Origin of the sequence: Aeromonas sp. HMWF016, assembly GCF_963878195.1 — a bacterium.
Taxonomy (GTDB): Bacteria; Pseudomonadota; Gammaproteobacteria; order Enterobacterales; family Aeromonadaceae; genus Aeromonas; species Aeromonas lacus.
The window spans coordinates 1-14,172 of sequence record NZ_CAWNWX010000006.1 but is presented as its reverse complement, the minus strand read 5'-3'; the positions used below and the strand labels follow the sequence as shown (position 1 = coordinate 14,172).

The following is a 14,172-nucleotide window of genomic DNA, read 5'->3' as shown; positions in this document are numbered from 1 at the left end:
TGTTATATCTAAAGCCAGCCAAGCGCTTTTGTTAGCCCAAGCAGATGGCCGTCTGGCCGCTCGCCAGCGGCCAGACGGCGGTTGATATCGGCGATGACCGGGGCGATATCGGCAAGGGTATCAATCACATAGTGAGCCCCCGCCGCCAGCAGTTTGGCCTCAGCCGGTGCGCGCCTGGCAGCGATCTCCGCTTCGCTCATGGCGGCAAACTCTTCCCAGGTGGCGCCAAACTCGTTGCCGGAGACCGACAATCCCACCGTCCACATGCCCGCGTTCACCCCTTCGCTGATACCCGGCACTGCGTCATCCACCTTGATGCAGCGATGCACCGCGCTCACTCCTAGCTCAATCACGTTGGCCAGCGCCATCCAGGGGCCGGGGCGACCACCGGCTTTGAGATCGTCGGTGGCGACCCAGTGATCCGGCCGATAGCCGTGATCGGCCGCCGCTGGCACCAGCGCCTCCATCACCGGACGGGGGTAGCCGGAGCAGGAGCCAATGCGCAGCCCTTGTGCTCGCAGCCCATCCAGCACCGGCAGCACACCCGGGATGGGAGCAGCGAAGCGGGTCACCGCGGCAATCTGCAGCGGCATAAAGGTGTGATAAATGTGGTCCACCTCGGCGTGGCTCATAGGATGGCCGAAGCGAGCCTGCCATCGCGCATCCACCGAGGGCAGACGGCCCAGCGCGGCGATATGATCCCACTTGCCAAGGCCCATGGGCTGGCGTGCTTCGTCCAGGGTCACGGGAAAGTCATAGGCGCGGGCGAAGGCCTCGACGAAGATGGAGGTGGGGGCGAAGGAGCCAAAATCGACGACGGTGCCGGCCCAGTCGAGGATCAGCGCCTCTACGTCGGTGGCCGGGTGGATGGCAGTCTGCAAGTCAGTCATGGTGGTGTTCCTGTTTCGGTAAAAGTGCGATCTCGCCAAGGGCGCGATCGAGAATGGTGATGGCGCGCACCAGATCAGCGCGAGCGATATTGAGCGGCGGCGAGAGCTGGATGACATTGCCCTGAGAGACCTTGAAGCTGAGCCCCAGTTCCAGACAGCGGTAGAGCAGCCGCTCGGCGGCCTGGCTATTGCGGGTGCGACTCTGGTGATCGACCACCAGATCGAGCGCCCACAAGAGACCGATACCGCGCACCTGCCCGATCAGCGGGTGACGCTCGGCAAGCGCAGCGAGCTCGCGCGCCATAAAGCGGCCATCCTCCTGCGTTTTTGCCAACAATCCCGCTTCGCGGATTGTCGCTATAGTTGCGAGGGCCGCCGCGCAGCCGATGGGGCTCTTCTCGTGGGTGTAGTGACCCAAGGAGATGGACGCCGCCTGATTGAAACGGTCGCGGGTAATGAGCGCCGCAAACGGCACCACCCCGCCCCCCAACCCCTTGCCCAGACAGATGATGTCGGGCTCGATGCCGAACTCTTCGAAGCTGAACCAGTGGCCGGTGCGGCCCAAGGCATTCGGGATCTCATCGACAATCAGCAGCACCTTGTGGCGATCACAGATCTCCCGCACCCGTTGCCAGTAGGCTTTTGAGGGCACCTGAACATCGGTGTTGCGGATCGGCTCGGCGATAAAGGCGCCTACTCCCCCCTCCTTCTCGATAACGTACTCCAGATAATCAGCGTAATGCACATCATCCCCCTCCCCGCGATACCAGACACCGCGATAGCGGGTGGGTGGAGGAATGCGCTCCACCCCGGCCATCAGCGGGCCCATACCGGCGCGAAAACAGGCTTCGCCGCCGACCGAGATAGCATCGAGGGAGGCGCCGTGAAAGGCATCCCACAGGGACACCACCTTGCTGTTGCCGGTGATAAAGCGGGCGAGCTTCAAGGCAATCCCCACCACCTCGCTGCCGCCGGGGGCGAACAGCACCCGATTGAGATCGCCGGGGGCCAGTTCGGCCAGGGTACGGGCACAGTCGATGGCAACCTGATGGGTGTAACGACGGGGCGCAAAGGGCAGAGCGGCGAGTTGCTGCTGCACCGCGGCCACCACCTTGGGGTGGCCGTGGCCCAGCTGATGGACGCTGTTGCCGTGAAAATCGAGGTAACGCTTGCCCGATACGCTGGTCAGCCAGCTCCCCTGCGCGCTCTCAAGCAGATCGAGACAGGGGGTGGAGAGTGCCTGATGGAGAAAATAGCGGCTATCTTCCGCCAATCCCGCCTGCACCCCGTCACTCTGGCCTGCCCACCAGCGCGCACGTCCCTCGCCGAGGTTGATATCCCCTTCGCTATCAGCGCGGCCGCTGCCGTGCAGCTTCTTATCGTCATGTAAATCGCGGCCACGCAGCTCGCAACCCTGAGGCGCCATGCTGGTCATCGCGCGTCCCCTTGCCAGTAGCAGGCGCTGGCCATGGCGGCGAGCAGATCGCGCACCCGCTCAGGGGTCACATCGCCGATATTGCCAATCCGAAAACAGTCGGCCTGGGAGACCTTACCCGGATAGATGACAAAACCCTGCGCCTTGAGTCGCTGGTAGAAGTCGGCGAAGCGGTAGTCCGGGTGGGACGGGGAGTAGAAGGCGGTGATGATGGGGGATTGCCACTTTGCCTGCAGCAGGGGCACAAAACCCAATGCCGCCATGCCATCCACCAGCGTGCGCTGGTTCTCGCTGTAGCGCTGATGGCGGGCGGCAATGCCCCCCTCTTCGTCCAGCTCGCGCAGCGCCTGGGCAAAGGCCAGCACGGTATGGGTGGGCGAGGTAAAGCGCCACTTGCCCCCCTGCTGCTCCATAGTCTGCCACTGGGCATGAAGGTCGAGGGAGACCGAGCGGGCACGACCGGCGCAGGCCGCCAGCGCGGCGCGGCGAGCGATAACGAAGCCAAAGCCCGGCACCCCCTGAATGCACTTGTTGGCCGAGCTGATCAGAAACTCGATGCCAAGGCGGCCCATATCGATGGGGATGCCGCCAAAGCTGCTCATGGCATCGACGATCAGGCGGATGCCGCGGCGCTGGCAGAGCTCAGCCACCTCCTCAAGGGGGTTGAGCATGCCGGTGGTGGTCTCGCAGTGCACCATGGCCAAGTGGGTGATCTCGGGGTGACGCACCAGCATGGCTTCGATGGCGGCAGGTTCGGGACGGGTCGTCTCGCCGCAGTCGAGCTCATGGTGACGCAGGCCAAGACAGCGGGCCATCTCCCCCATGCGGGCTCCGTAGGCACCGTTGTTGATGATCAGCAGACACTCATCGACACCTATCGCCGAGCCCAGCACGCTCTCTACCACATAGCTGCCGCTCCCCTGCAGCAGCACGGCGCTGTAGTCGCTTTCATATTCCGGGCCAGTGGCCAGCCGCACCAGCTCGCGGCGGATGGGCTCCACCACGCCCTGGTTGTAGTCCGCATCCCAGGTGCAGCTGTCTTGCAACATGGCGGCGCGCACCGTGGCGGTGGTCGAGAGGGGGCCCGGGGTCAGCAGCAGGTAATCGACGGCGGCAGGGGCCGCAGGAATATGGGTCATGATTTCGCTCCTCTTGGTATATACCAGAATGAGCGCATTGTGGGTAACTCCCCCGCCAAGGTCAAAGGGGTGGCGCAACGTGCAACAAAAAATTCATTTTCAGCGCCGGGATCGCGATAATCTAGGAAACCTGAACAACAGGGGCAAAACTGGTATCTACCAACGCGTTTTGATGTCGCCGTTTAACGACCGGGCAGACGACCAACCCTGTGCCCAACTCATTGCACAACCAGAGATTTTCATGAGCAAACCGCAATATCTGCAGATCAAGGATGCCCTCGCCAACCAGATCCTGGCGGGGGGCCTGGCCCCCAACGACAAGCTCCCCTCCGAGCGACTGCTGGGGGAACTCTATGGCACCACAAGGGTCACCATCCGTGAGGCACTGGTGCAGCTGGAGGCCAATGGCCTTATCTATCGGGAGGATCGCCGCGGCTGGTTCGTCACCCCGCCGCGCTTTCGCTTGAACCCCAGACGCACCTCCAACTTTCACCAGATAGTGCGGGAGCAAGGGGGCGAGCCGCGCACCGAGCTGCTGGAAAAAAGCCGCCAGGCGGTGCCGCCCGCGTTGATGACGCAGCTGCAGCTCAAGCCGTTCGACAGCCTGTTTCTGCTCAAGCGGCTGCGCTATGCCAACGGGCGTGCCATCTGCTACTGCGAGAATCACTGCCTGCCTGAGCGGGTACCGGGCCTGCTGGAGCTCGATCTCAACGGCAGTCTGACCGAGATCTACCAGGCCCATTACGATCTCCACTACGCCCGCATGCAGGTGCGCTTCTTCCCCACCGCCCTGCCGGACGAGGTGGCCAAGGCACTGGGGGCCACCGCCGGTCTGCCCGCCCTGCGCCTCGAGCGGCTCAACTTCGATCAGCATGGCCGGGTGCTCGACTTCGATCTGGAGTACTGGCGTCACGACAGTCTGGAGATCGAGGTGGATACCCAGGATTAGAAACAGACAAGTTAAGAGCGGACAATCCCGTGCGGCAAAACGTCACGGGGCTGTCACGGTCACGTCATAAAAATCCCCTAGCCTCTCTCTCGACCAATCTGGTTTATACCAAGCCAACTTACATGGAGAAGAGGATGAAACAGGGAACCCATCTGCTGGCCGCCGCCGTGCTGGCTGCCATGACCGCCCCGGCACTGGCCGCAACCGATCTCACCGTCTATACCGCCTTCGAACCGGAGCAGCTCAGCGAGCTGAAAACCGCGTTCGAGCGCCAGCATCCGGACATCAACATCAAGTGGGTGCGTGACTCCACCGGCGTGGTCACCGCCCGCTTGCTGGCAGAAAAAGCCCAGCCCAAGGCGGATGTGGTATGGGGACTGGCCGCCACCAGCCTGATGCAGCTCGATCAGCAGCAGATGCTCAATGCCTATGCACCGAAAGGACTGGATAAGCTCGACAGCCGCTTTCGCGACAGCAAGGCCGAGCCGCACTGGATCGGTCTGGACGCCTTCTTCAGCGCCATCTGCTTCAACAAGGTAGAGGCGGAGAAACAGGGAATCCCGGCGCCGACCAGCTGGGCCGACCTCACCAAGCCTATCTACAAGGGCAAGGTGATCATGCCCAACCCCAGCTCCTCCGGCACCGGTTACCTGAGCGTCGCTGGCTGGCTGCAGACCATGGGTGAGAAGCAGGGCTGGCAATTTATGAACGGCCTGCACCAGAACATTGACCGTTACACCCATTCGGGCTCAGCCCCCTGCAAGCTGGCCGCCAGCGGCGAGACGGTGATCGGTATCTCCTTCGACTTCCCGGCCACCAGCCTCAAGGCCAAGGGTGCCCCCATCGAAGTGGTGTTCCCGAAAGAGGGTTCGGGTTGGGACATGGAAGCCGCCGCCATCATCAAGGGCACCCCCAAGCTGGAGGCCGCCAAACAGCTGCTCGACTTTGCCGCCACCGAACAGGCCAACGCCCTCTACAACAAGTCGTTCGCAGTGGTCGCCATCCCGGATGTGGCCCAACCGAGAGCGGGCTATCCGGCGGATATCAAAGGCCAGATGATCGACAACGACTTTGGCTGGGCTGCCCGCGAGCGCAACGCCATCCTGACCCAGTGGAGCGCCAGCTTCGACGGCAAGTCGGAAGCCAAACAGTAAGCGTGAAGGGCTGCGGTTTGTTCACGCCAGACACACCGCCGCCAATAAACCCCTTGTCGAAGGCCAACAGCTGTTGGCCTTCGCTTTTTGGTTTTAACTTCCCGAGTTTGTATTGCCTTCAATTAGCGACGCTTCGCCCATCCACACAGGGCCCAACCACTTGCTGGCGACCCGATCTCATTTGACTGTCATCAAGCTGTCATCCCCCGATCACCTGACCGTCACACTTCACCCGCAAACTGGTATATACCAAATCAGTAGCGAGTCGAACCATGACCCAGCCCTATCTGGACATTCAACATCTCAACAAGCAGTTCGGTGCTTTTCAGGCCCTCAAGGGGATCTCTCTGACCATTCAACCGGGGGAGTTTATCTGCTTTCTCGGCCCCTCCGGCTGTGGCAAGACCACCCTGCTCAGAGCCATCGCCGGGTTGGATCTGCCGGACAGCGGCGAGATCTGGCAAGGGGGGCGCAATATCTCCCTGCTGCCGCCCCAGCAGCGCGATTTTGGCATCGTGTTTCAGTCCTATGCCCTCTTCCCCAACCTGACGGTGGCCCAGAACATCGCCTTCGGCCTTGAGAATCAGGGGCTGGCGCGGGATCTTATCAAGGAGCGGGTCGATCACTGGCTGGGGCTGGTGGATCTCACTGCCCAATCCCACAAATACCCGAGCCAGATCTCCGGCGGCCAGCAGCAGCGAGTGGCGCTGGCCCGGGCACTAGCCCTCTCCCCCGGCCTGCTGCTACTGGACGAACCGCTCAGCGCGCTGGATGCGCTGGTGCGCACCCACCTTCGCAGCGAGATCCGCGCCCTGCAGCAGCGCCTTGGCATCACCACCATCATGGTGACCCACGATCAGGAAGAGGCGCTGACCATGGCCGATCGCATCGTGGTGATGGAGGGCGGCCGCATCGTACAGGTGGGCACCCCGCAGGAGATCTACCACCAGCCTGCCAGCCGCTTCGTGGCTAGCTTTGTCGGCACCATGAACTTCCTCGACACCCTGGTGCTTAGCCCCACTCAGGTGCGCCTTAACGAACAACCGCTGACACTCGCCAACCGGGCAGTGGCGGGCAGCAAATTGCAGGTGGCGATCCGCCCCGAGGCGATCACCCTGAGTGCGCCGAGCGAGCCTTATCTTGGCCAGCACGGCATCGAAGCACAGATCGATCAGGTGGAGTTTCTCGGCGCCGCCCAGCGCCTGATCTGCACCGCCGACACCTATCTGGGCCCGCAGCAAATTCTGGTGGAGCGCCCGACCCACGAGCAGCCCAACCGCGAACAGGGTGGCTGGCGCAGCGGCATGCGCTGCTCGCTGCACTGGCCCGCCGGAGCGATGCAGCTGTTTGAAGGAGAGCGCCCATGACAGCCCCCTTCGCGACCTCCCCCCAGTTGCCGCCAGCGACAGCCCGGCAAGACTCTCGCTGGCAGCGGCTGCGTCGTGGCTGGAGTCGGGATCAGCTGCTGCAACTGATCCTGCTGGTGCTAGGCATCGCTCTGCTGGTGGGGGGCCTCTTGCTGCCGCTGCTCACCATGCTGCAAAAGAGCCTGCAGGATGAGAACGGTCTCTGGGTGGGCCTTGCCAACTTCAGCGCCTACTTCGACTCCCCTCATCTGGGGCGCACCATCGGTAACACCCTCTGGCTCGGGGTGCTGATCACCGCGCTGGTGGTGACCATCGCCTTTGGCTACGCCTATGCCCTCACCCGCACCTGCATGCCGGGCAAGAGCCTGTTTCGCCTCATCGGCCTTATTCCGCTGTTGATGCCCTCTCTGCTGCCCGCCATCAGTCTGGTCTACTGGTTTGGCAATCAGGGGATCGCCAAGGGGCTGCTCGGCGGCGAGAGCATCTACGGCCCCATCGGTATCGTCATTGGCCTTGGCTTCTGGTGCTTTCCCCACGCCCTGATGATCCTTATCACGGCGCTCGGTCAGAGCGATGCCCGCCTCTATGAAGCCTCCCGGGTGCTCGGCAGCAGCGGCTGGCGCACCTTTGTCACCGTCACCCTGCCCACCGCCCGTTATGGCCTGCTCAGCGCCGCCATCGCCGTCTTCACCCTCACCATCTGCGACTTCGGGGTGGCCAAAGTGATTGGCGGCCAATACAGCGTGCTGGCCACCGACATCTACCGGCAGGTGATCGGGATGCAGAACTTCTCGCTGGGGGCAGTGGCCAGCGTCACCCTGCTGCTGCCGGCGCTCTTGAGCTTTGCGCTGGAGCACAGGGTGCGCAGCAAGATGCAGGAGCAGAGCAGCACCAAGGCGGTGCCCTATCAGCCCAAACCCCATCGGCTGCGGGATCTGCTGGCGCTCGGTTGGTGCACGCTCTGGGCCCTGCTGTTTCTGGCACTGGTCGGGATGGCGGTTTACGGCTCACTGGTGCAGTTCTGGCCCTATAACCTGACACTGACGCTCGATCACTACGCCTTTGACAGCAACAGCGTCTATGGCTGGCAGCCCTTTACCAACACCTTGCAGTTGGGCCTCTACACCGCCGTTGTGGGCACAGTGCTGGTGATGGTGCTGGCCTGGGCGCAGGAGAAGGGGCGCCACTTCGCGCCGCTGCGCCAGTTGCTGCATCTGCTTGCCATGCTATCGCTGGCGGTGCCCGGCATGGTGCTGGGGCTGGGTTACATCTTCTTTTTCAACGGCAATCCGCTCTTTGGCAGCCTCTACGGCACTCTCTATGGCACTCTGCCGCTGATGGTGCTCTCCTGCGTCATCCACTACTACACAGTGGGTCATATGACGGCACTGACCAGCCTCAAGCAGTTGCCCAAGGAGCTGGAACTGGTGGCCATCTCCCTGCGAATTCCGCTCTGGAAGGCGTTCTGGCGAGTCACCCTGCCCGCCTCACTGCCGGCACTGCTGGAGATCTTTATCTATCTGTTCGTCAACGCCATGACCACCACCTCGGCGGTGATCTTCCTCTACTCGAGCGACAGCGTGCTCGCCTCCATCGCCGTGCTGAACATGGAAGATTCCGGCGATACCGCCGCGGCTGCCGCCATGGCCACCCTGATCCTGCTGGCCGCCGCCACCGTCAAGCTGCTCCAGCTCTTTTTGAGCCGCGCCCTGCTGGATCGCACCCAGCGCTGGCGCCACCAATAACCTTATCGAGGAGTCATTATGTCCACTCTCCCCTTCTGGCTGGCCGAAGCGCTCGCCGCCGAACAGCCCGCGCCCCCCACGCCCCTTCACGGCAACCACGAGGTCGATGTCTGCATCGTCGGCGGCGGTTTTACCGGGCTCTGGAGCGCCATCGCCCTTAAACAGGCCGAGCCTGCCTTACGCATCATGGTGCTGGAGAAAGATCGCTGCGGCAGCGGCGCCTCCGGGCGCAACGGCGGTTGCCTGCTCACTTGGTCGGCCAAATACCTGACCTTAAAGCGCCTCTTTGGCGAGCAGCAAGCGGCCTGGCTGGTGCAAAGCTCCGAGCAGGCGGTACACGAGATCGCCCACTTCTGCGAAACGCACAACATAGAGGCAGAACTGAGGGTCGAGGGCACCTGCTACACCGCCACCAGCGAGGCGCAGCGCGGCCTGATGGAGCCGGTATTGCAGGAACTCAAACGCGCAGGCCTTAACCAGTGGCAGACAATTGCGAAGAATGAGCTGGCGAGCCAGAGTGGCTCCCACGTTCATCTGGAGGGGCTCTACAGCCCCCACGCTGGCTCGGTGCAACCGGCACTCTTGGTGCGCGGCCTGCTGCGGGTAGCGCGGGAACTGGGGGTCGAGGTCTATGAGCACTCCCCCATGCAGCGCCTTGAGGCGGGCCAGCCAGCGCGGGTGCAAACGCCGCAGGGTGAGGTACGTGCCCGCAAGGTGGTACTGGCCCTCAACAGCGCCATGGTGCAGCACTTTCGCGAGTTTCGCCGCAGCATCGTGCTGGTCTCCTCCGATATGGTGATAACCGATCCCGCGCCGGATGCACTGGCCGCCCAGCAACTTGAGCACGGCCGCTCCGTGGTGGATGGCCGCACCTTTGTCCATTACTACCGCTCCACCCCGCAAGGACGGCTGATGCTGGGCAAGGGGGGCAACACCTTCGCCTTTGCCAACCGCCATCTGGCCGAGTTCGATGCCCCCAGCCGTTATCTTGCCCCCCTCACCCGCACCCTGCACCGCTTCTTTCCGGCGCTTAAAGAGGTGCCCATCGCCGCCAGCTGGTGCGGCGCCTCCGACCGCTCGGTGGATGGCCTCCCCTTCTTCGGCCACTGGCGAGGGCAGCCCAATATCGTCTATGGCCTCGGCTATTCCGGCAACGGGGTGGCCCAGAGCTGGATCGGTGGTCAAATCCTGGCGGCTTTGGTGAAAGATGAAGTGCAGGAATCAGACAAGCCGTGGCGCGACTGCGCGCTGGTAAGCGGCCCGCGCGGCTACTTCCCGCCCGAACCGTTTCGCTGGCTGGGGGCCATGGCGGTGCGCAATGCCATTCGGCGCAAGGAGCGGGCAGAGGATGAGAACCGCCCGGTGGCCTGGTATGACAAACAGCTGGCCAAACTTGCCGATGCCGCTGGCAAGGCAGACAAGTAAGCGCGCTGACGCCAATCCCGCACGGTTCAGCCCCGTCTGACTGCAACGAGCAAAACGCCGACCCGAGAGTCGGCGCTTTGCTATTGGCGCCGTCGGCCATCAGCGCGCCTTCTGATCCCGAGCGGCGAAAACCTGCGATCAGCTCCGGCTTTGCATCGCCCGGATCGGAAGGCATAGACAAGGCGCGGCACACACGGTACTCGACTTGCCGCCAACAGCACTGTTTCACCAACGAAACACTATCAATATACATCATCTCACTTGCGCAACAATCAGGCTGACAAAGCGCCGCCTTGCAGGGATATCGCGCCAGAGAGAACCACGCCGAAGAGACCCGCCGATCAGGGCAAAGAGCGCCAACCCGCTACGCTTGTACGCGCTTTATCGCCGCCACTTGTCGGCCGCCGGTACTTCCGTACCAATCAACAGCGCTGGCCTTGCCTGCCACACCCGCTCGGGGTTGGGCTCGGCAATGGCGGCGGCGATCAGCTGCTCGCTCCAGTGACGGTGCAGCAGCCATATCTGCTGGCCGAGATCCCCGTCGGCCCGGGTACACTGCTTGGTAACATCGGCGGAGCGATAGAAGTAGCGCACCAGCGTCGTGAGCTCGGGCTCCGGCCAGCGGCAGCCAAAGTCGCGCAGCAGGGATGACCAGAAATCAATCTGACCCCGTTCGTGCTGCTGCTCCAGCGCATGCAGCTCGGGGATGAGATCCATCGCATGCCAGAGGGCGCCATAGCCGACAAAGCGGCGCTCCAGCGCCTCCAGTGCCTCGTCGAGCAGCACCAGCGCCTGCGGCCAGCTGGTCGCCTGAATGCGGATCTGCTCCTGCGCCTCGCAGACCGCCGCCAGCCACCCCATGGCGAGGCGGCCGATGATCGCCTCCTTGTTGGGATAGAGGTGGTAGAGCGACTTGATCCCCACCCCCGCCCGATCGGCGATGGCGTTGGTATTGAGAGCAGTAAAGCCCTGCTCCTGCAACAGGCTCAGGGTCGCCTCCTCGATGCGGCTGGCCACCGCCTGACTGCGCTGCTGCTTGGGTTGCCGGCGCATGGCAAACGCCCGGGGTAACGGCCCCTCGGTCACTGACTCCTCTGACATCACTCCTCCCTGTTGTTGGCCCATCGGCAAGGCGCTCTGGCGGTAGATCTTGGTACCTCAGCCAAGCGGGGACTGCGCCCCGCTCGCCACCGATTGATGTGACATGGTAAACAAAACGTTAAATATTTGCAGCAATTGCTGGCATTTTTTGACCAAGCAGCCATAAAGAGATCTCGAAATGTGCAGTAAAAACTGCACAAAACCCGACCCTCAAGGAGATCACTGCATGGATTGCAAGGCACCACACCCCGCCCGTTCCCGCACCTTTTTGCTGCTCGCCCCGCTGCTGGCCGCCACGCTGGCGGGCTGTCAGCAGGGGCAGCCCCCCACCGCGGCACGCACTCTTTATCTCAACGGCAAGATCCACACCCAGGATGGCCAACGTCAGGTGGCAGAGGCCATGGTGGTGAGCGGCGGCCAGTTCCTCTATGTGGGCAACCGGCAGGGGGCCGAGGCGCTCAGCAACCCCGACACCCAGGTGGTGGATCTGCAGGGGAAGATGGTGCTGCCGGGACTGCACGACAACCATATCCACCTGTTTGGCACGGTGGCGCTCGATATGTGCGATCTCGACGGCAAACCGGTCGATCTCGGCGAGCTTGCGGCAAAGGTAAAGAGCTGCCTGCCCCGCTACGCTCCCAAGGCTGGCGACTGGCTGGTGATCAACCAGTGGTCCCCCTACGAGGGCAACACCCCCACCGCCGCCTATAAAACCGTGCTGGCAGCCCTCGATGCCGCCGCTCCCGACAACCCGGTGGTGCTGGCCGGGGTCGATGGCCACGCCAGCGCCTACAACTCGCGGGCACTGGCGCTGGCGACCGATAAAAGCGGCAAACAGGTGGGCTTCACCACCGCCACCCTGGCGCCGGGCGGCCTCTTTGCCCCCTTCAAACCCTATGTGGATCTCGATAGCGGCGTTATTCGCGAGGGTGCCCGCAGCGCTATCCCCTCCCCCGACAGCGGCCTGCTGAGCGCCCGTGACGAGCAGGCGGCGAACCAGTATCGCCAGATCCTGCCCGCCGTCTCGACCCTGATGGCCTCGCGCGGCATCACCAGCATTCAGGATGCCTGCGCCACCGACTTTATCCGCGATCGCCTGCGGGAGATGGAAGAGAAGGGGCTGCTCAATATGCGGGTCACCGCCGCCACCTGTTTTCACGAGGATGACTACAGCGGCAAGCTCGATATCGGCGGCCATCTGGCCAAGGCCAACCGGGTGCGCGACCAGTTTGCCGGCGATCCGCTGATCAAGGCCGATGCGGTCAAGATCTTTCTCGACGGGGTACTGGAAGGGGATCCCTTCAGCAAGCCCCCCTTCCTGCCCAACGCCGGTATGCTGGCCAACTACCAGACCCCCCACCTCGCCATGGATCAGGCAGGCGAGCAGGTCACCATCACCGCCAACAGCGAGGATGCTGGCAGCAATGGGCTAGTCAACTACCGCGCCGCCGAGCTCACCCGCTACGTAGGGGAACTCGACAAGGCGGGCTTTGGCATCCATATGCACAGCATCGGCGATCGCACCACCCGCATGGCCCTCGATGCGCTGGAGGCAGCCCGCGCCAGCAACGGCGATCACGGCATCCCCCACACCCTCGCCCATCTGCAGGTGGTGCATCCGGACGATCAGCAGCGGCTCGGCCAGCTTGGCCTCTACCTCACCTTCACCTACGCCTGGACCAACCCCCAGCCCGAATACGACATGCTGGTCACCCCCTTTATCCAGCCGACCCGCAAGGGGCAATCCCTGCACGAGGCGATGTACGATCCCAAGGGGTATCTCAAGCAGGCGCTCTATCCGGTGGCCAGCTCGCGCAAGGCGGGGGCCATTCTGGTGTCTGGCAGCGATGCGCCGGTCGACAGCCGCGATCCGCGCCCCTTCGCCAATATGGCCGCCGGGGTCAACCATGCGCCCCAGAGCGGCGATGACTTTCGGGCGAGCCAGCGTATCACCCTCGACCAGATGCTGGATGCCTACACCATCAACGGCGCCCGCGCGGTGCGCCAGCAGGCCGTGAGCGGCTCCATCGAAGCGGGCAAATCGGCCGACTTTATCGTGCTCGACCGGGATCTCTACCAGTTGGTCGCCAGCGGCAAACCGGAGCAGATCGCCGATACCCAGGTCACCCGCACCGTCTTTCGCGGGCAGACTGTCTTTAGCCAATAGGGTTCAGGCGGCATGGCGAGTGTGAGGATCTCTGCGACAGGGAGCTAAGCGCATATGCCGCCAGACCAGCGCCTCTTAAAAGCAACATGCCGACCTTTGGGTCGGCATTTTTACTTCGGGGTGTGATAGCCAGAACTGATAGCGAGGAAAGCTGCGCAAGGGTCAATGGTCTTGGGTTAACCTGCGTTCGGCTTGGCCCTTTGACCCGGATCGGAGGGACATTATCAACCAGCGTAGCCAGCTGGCTGGCCCCAAGCGGCGGCAAGATTGATTCACCAGCGAAACAACATCAGCCAACTTGGTTGCAACAGCGTAACAATCTGGGGTTACTCGATTCTGGCCGCAAGCAATGGTTGTGGCATACTGTCTTCCGGTCATCCGAATACACCTCGTTATTTAAATCTAAAAGCTCAAAATATCGCCAACCCATCTTCACCTTATTAACAAATTTATTGATCTCCGACTGCTTTTTGTCTTCATTCAGTTTGCATAGCTCACTGCGTCAGTTACCATGCTTCAATTGAAGACAAAATCAGCCTTCGTTGATGTTGTTCTCTACCGTGGCCTTTTCAATAAAGGTTATATTGGATTGTGACTTTAAGAGTTGGATTTCGTTTGAGTACTTATTATATTTCATACTTACATAACATTTTATCTTAATCTTCTTGGTATTATTTATGAGTCGCTGGATAGAAAATTTTGAAAACCATCCCTTCCAAGAAACTTGGTCTCAAATTTTATCGCTAAAAGATAGCATCAGTTCAGATGATAAAACAATCATCACAGACACAACCGAAATA

10 protein-coding genes are annotated in these 14,172 nt (G+C 62.2%); 6 read left to right on the top strand and 4 right to left on the bottom strand.

All coding sequences use genetic code 11. The annotated features are described in order from the left end of the window. Positions 1-8: 8 nt before the first annotated feature. Genes phnX through phnW form a run of 3 tightly spaced genes read right to left on the bottom strand, consistent with a single transcriptional unit; the run spans position 9 to position 3,464 of the window. Complete coding sequence (phnX, locus tag AACS24_RS00500) at positions 9-890, bottom strand: phosphonoacetaldehyde hydrolase (RefSeq protein WP_108572058.1); 882 nt, start codon at positions 888-890, stop codon at positions 9-11. Continuing rightward, complete coding sequence (locus tag AACS24_RS00495) at positions 883-2,325, bottom strand: aspartate aminotransferase family protein (protein WP_108572057.1); 1,443 nt, start codon at positions 2,323-2,325, stop codon at positions 883-885. The genes phnX and AACS24_RS00495 overlap by 8 nt, the downstream gene beginning before the upstream one ends. Then, positions 2,322-3,464, bottom strand: coding sequence for a 2-aminoethylphosphonate--pyruvate transaminase (gene phnW, locus AACS24_RS00490; RefSeq protein ID WP_108572056.1), 1,143 nt, complete (start codon positions 3,462-3,464; stop codon positions 2,322-2,324). Before phnW ends, AACS24_RS00495 begins: the two co-directional genes overlap by 4 nt. A gap of 241 nt (positions 3,465-3,705) precedes the next feature. Between phnW and phnR the strand changes: the two genes are divergently transcribed. From phnR to AACS24_RS00465, 5 genes are all read left to right on the top strand, one after another. Beyond that, entirely contained in the window at positions 3,706-4,413 is a 708-nt protein-coding gene (phnR, locus tag AACS24_RS00485) for a phosphonate utilization transcriptional regulator PhnR (protein ID WP_101347210.1), read from the top strand. Between the two features lie 134 nt (positions 4,414-4,547). Then, positions 4,548-5,567 carry a putative 2-aminoethylphosphonate ABC transporter substrate-binding protein gene (locus AACS24_RS00480; protein WP_108572055.1) on the top strand — a complete coding sequence of 340 codons (1,020 nt, stop codon included), beginning with the start codon at positions 4,548-4,550 and terminating at the stop codon, positions 5,565-5,567. 272 nt (positions 5,568-5,839) lie between these two features. Further along, positions 5,840-6,934 carry a putative 2-aminoethylphosphonate ABC transporter ATP-binding protein gene (locus AACS24_RS00475; RefSeq protein ID WP_108572054.1) on the top strand — a complete coding sequence of 365 codons (1,095 nt, stop codon included), beginning with the start codon at positions 5,840-5,842 and terminating at the stop codon, positions 6,932-6,934. Beyond that, entirely contained in the window at positions 6,931-8,679 is a 1,749-nt protein-coding gene (locus AACS24_RS00470) for a putative 2-aminoethylphosphonate ABC transporter permease subunit (RefSeq protein WP_108572053.1), read from the top strand. The genes AACS24_RS00475 and AACS24_RS00470 overlap by 4 nt, the downstream gene beginning before the upstream one ends. A gap of 18 nt (positions 8,680-8,697) precedes the next feature. After that, positions 8,698-10,104 carry an FAD-dependent oxidoreductase gene (locus AACS24_RS00465; RefSeq protein ID WP_108572052.1) on the top strand — a complete coding sequence of 469 codons (1,407 nt, stop codon included), beginning with the start codon at positions 8,698-8,700 and terminating at the stop codon, positions 10,102-10,104. 381 nt (positions 10,105-10,485) lie between these two features. Here the strand turns inward: AACS24_RS00465 and AACS24_RS00460 are convergent, their stop codons facing one another. Continuing rightward, the gene (locus AACS24_RS00460) at positions 10,486-11,205 is read right to left on the bottom strand and encodes a TetR/AcrR family transcriptional regulator (protein ID WP_258223037.1); all 720 of its coding nucleotides are present in this window, start codon (positions 11,203-11,205) and stop codon (positions 10,486-10,488) included. A gap of 226 nt (positions 11,206-11,431) precedes the next feature. Between AACS24_RS00460 and AACS24_RS00455 the strand changes: the two genes are divergently transcribed. Next, complete coding sequence (locus tag AACS24_RS00455; protein WP_108572051.1) at positions 11,432-13,372, top strand: amidohydrolase; 1,941 nt, start codon at positions 11,432-11,434, stop codon at positions 13,370-13,372. Positions 13,373-14,172 lie beyond the last annotated feature (800 nt).

Coding starts and splice junctions, on each gene's coding strand:
- AACS24_RS00475 (WP_108572054.1), top strand. CDS start 5,840: ATGACCCAGCCCTATCTGGACATTCAACATCTCAACAAGCAGTTCGGT.
- AACS24_RS00495 (WP_108572057.1), bottom strand. CDS start 2,325: ATGACCAGCATGGCGCCTCAGGGTTGCGAGCTGCGTGGCCGCGATTTA.
- AACS24_RS00455 (WP_108572051.1), top strand. CDS start 11,432: ATGGATTGCAAGGCACCACACCCCGCCCGTTCCCGCACCTTTTTGCTG.
- phnR (WP_101347210.1), top strand. CDS start 3,706: ATGAGCAAACCGCAATATCTGCAGATCAAGGATGCCCTCGCCAACCAG.
- AACS24_RS00460 (WP_258223037.1), bottom strand. CDS start 11,205: ATGTCAGAGGAGTCAGTGACCGAGGGGCCGTTACCCCGGGCGTTTGCC.
- phnX (WP_108572058.1), bottom strand. CDS start 890: ATGACTGACTTGCAGACTGCCATCCACCCGGCCACCGACGTAGAGGCG.
- AACS24_RS00480 (WP_108572055.1), top strand. CDS start 4,548: ATGAAACAGGGAACCCATCTGCTGGCCGCCGCCGTGCTGGCTGCCATG.
- phnW (WP_108572056.1), bottom strand. CDS start 3,464: ATGACCCATATTCCTGCGGCCCCTGCCGCCGTCGATTACCTGCTGCTG.
- AACS24_RS00465 (WP_108572052.1), top strand. CDS start 8,698: ATGTCCACTCTCCCCTTCTGGCTGGCCGAAGCGCTCGCCGCCGAACAG.
- AACS24_RS00470 (WP_108572053.1), top strand. CDS start 6,931: ATGACAGCCCCCTTCGCGACCTCCCCCCAGTTGCCGCCAGCGACAGCC.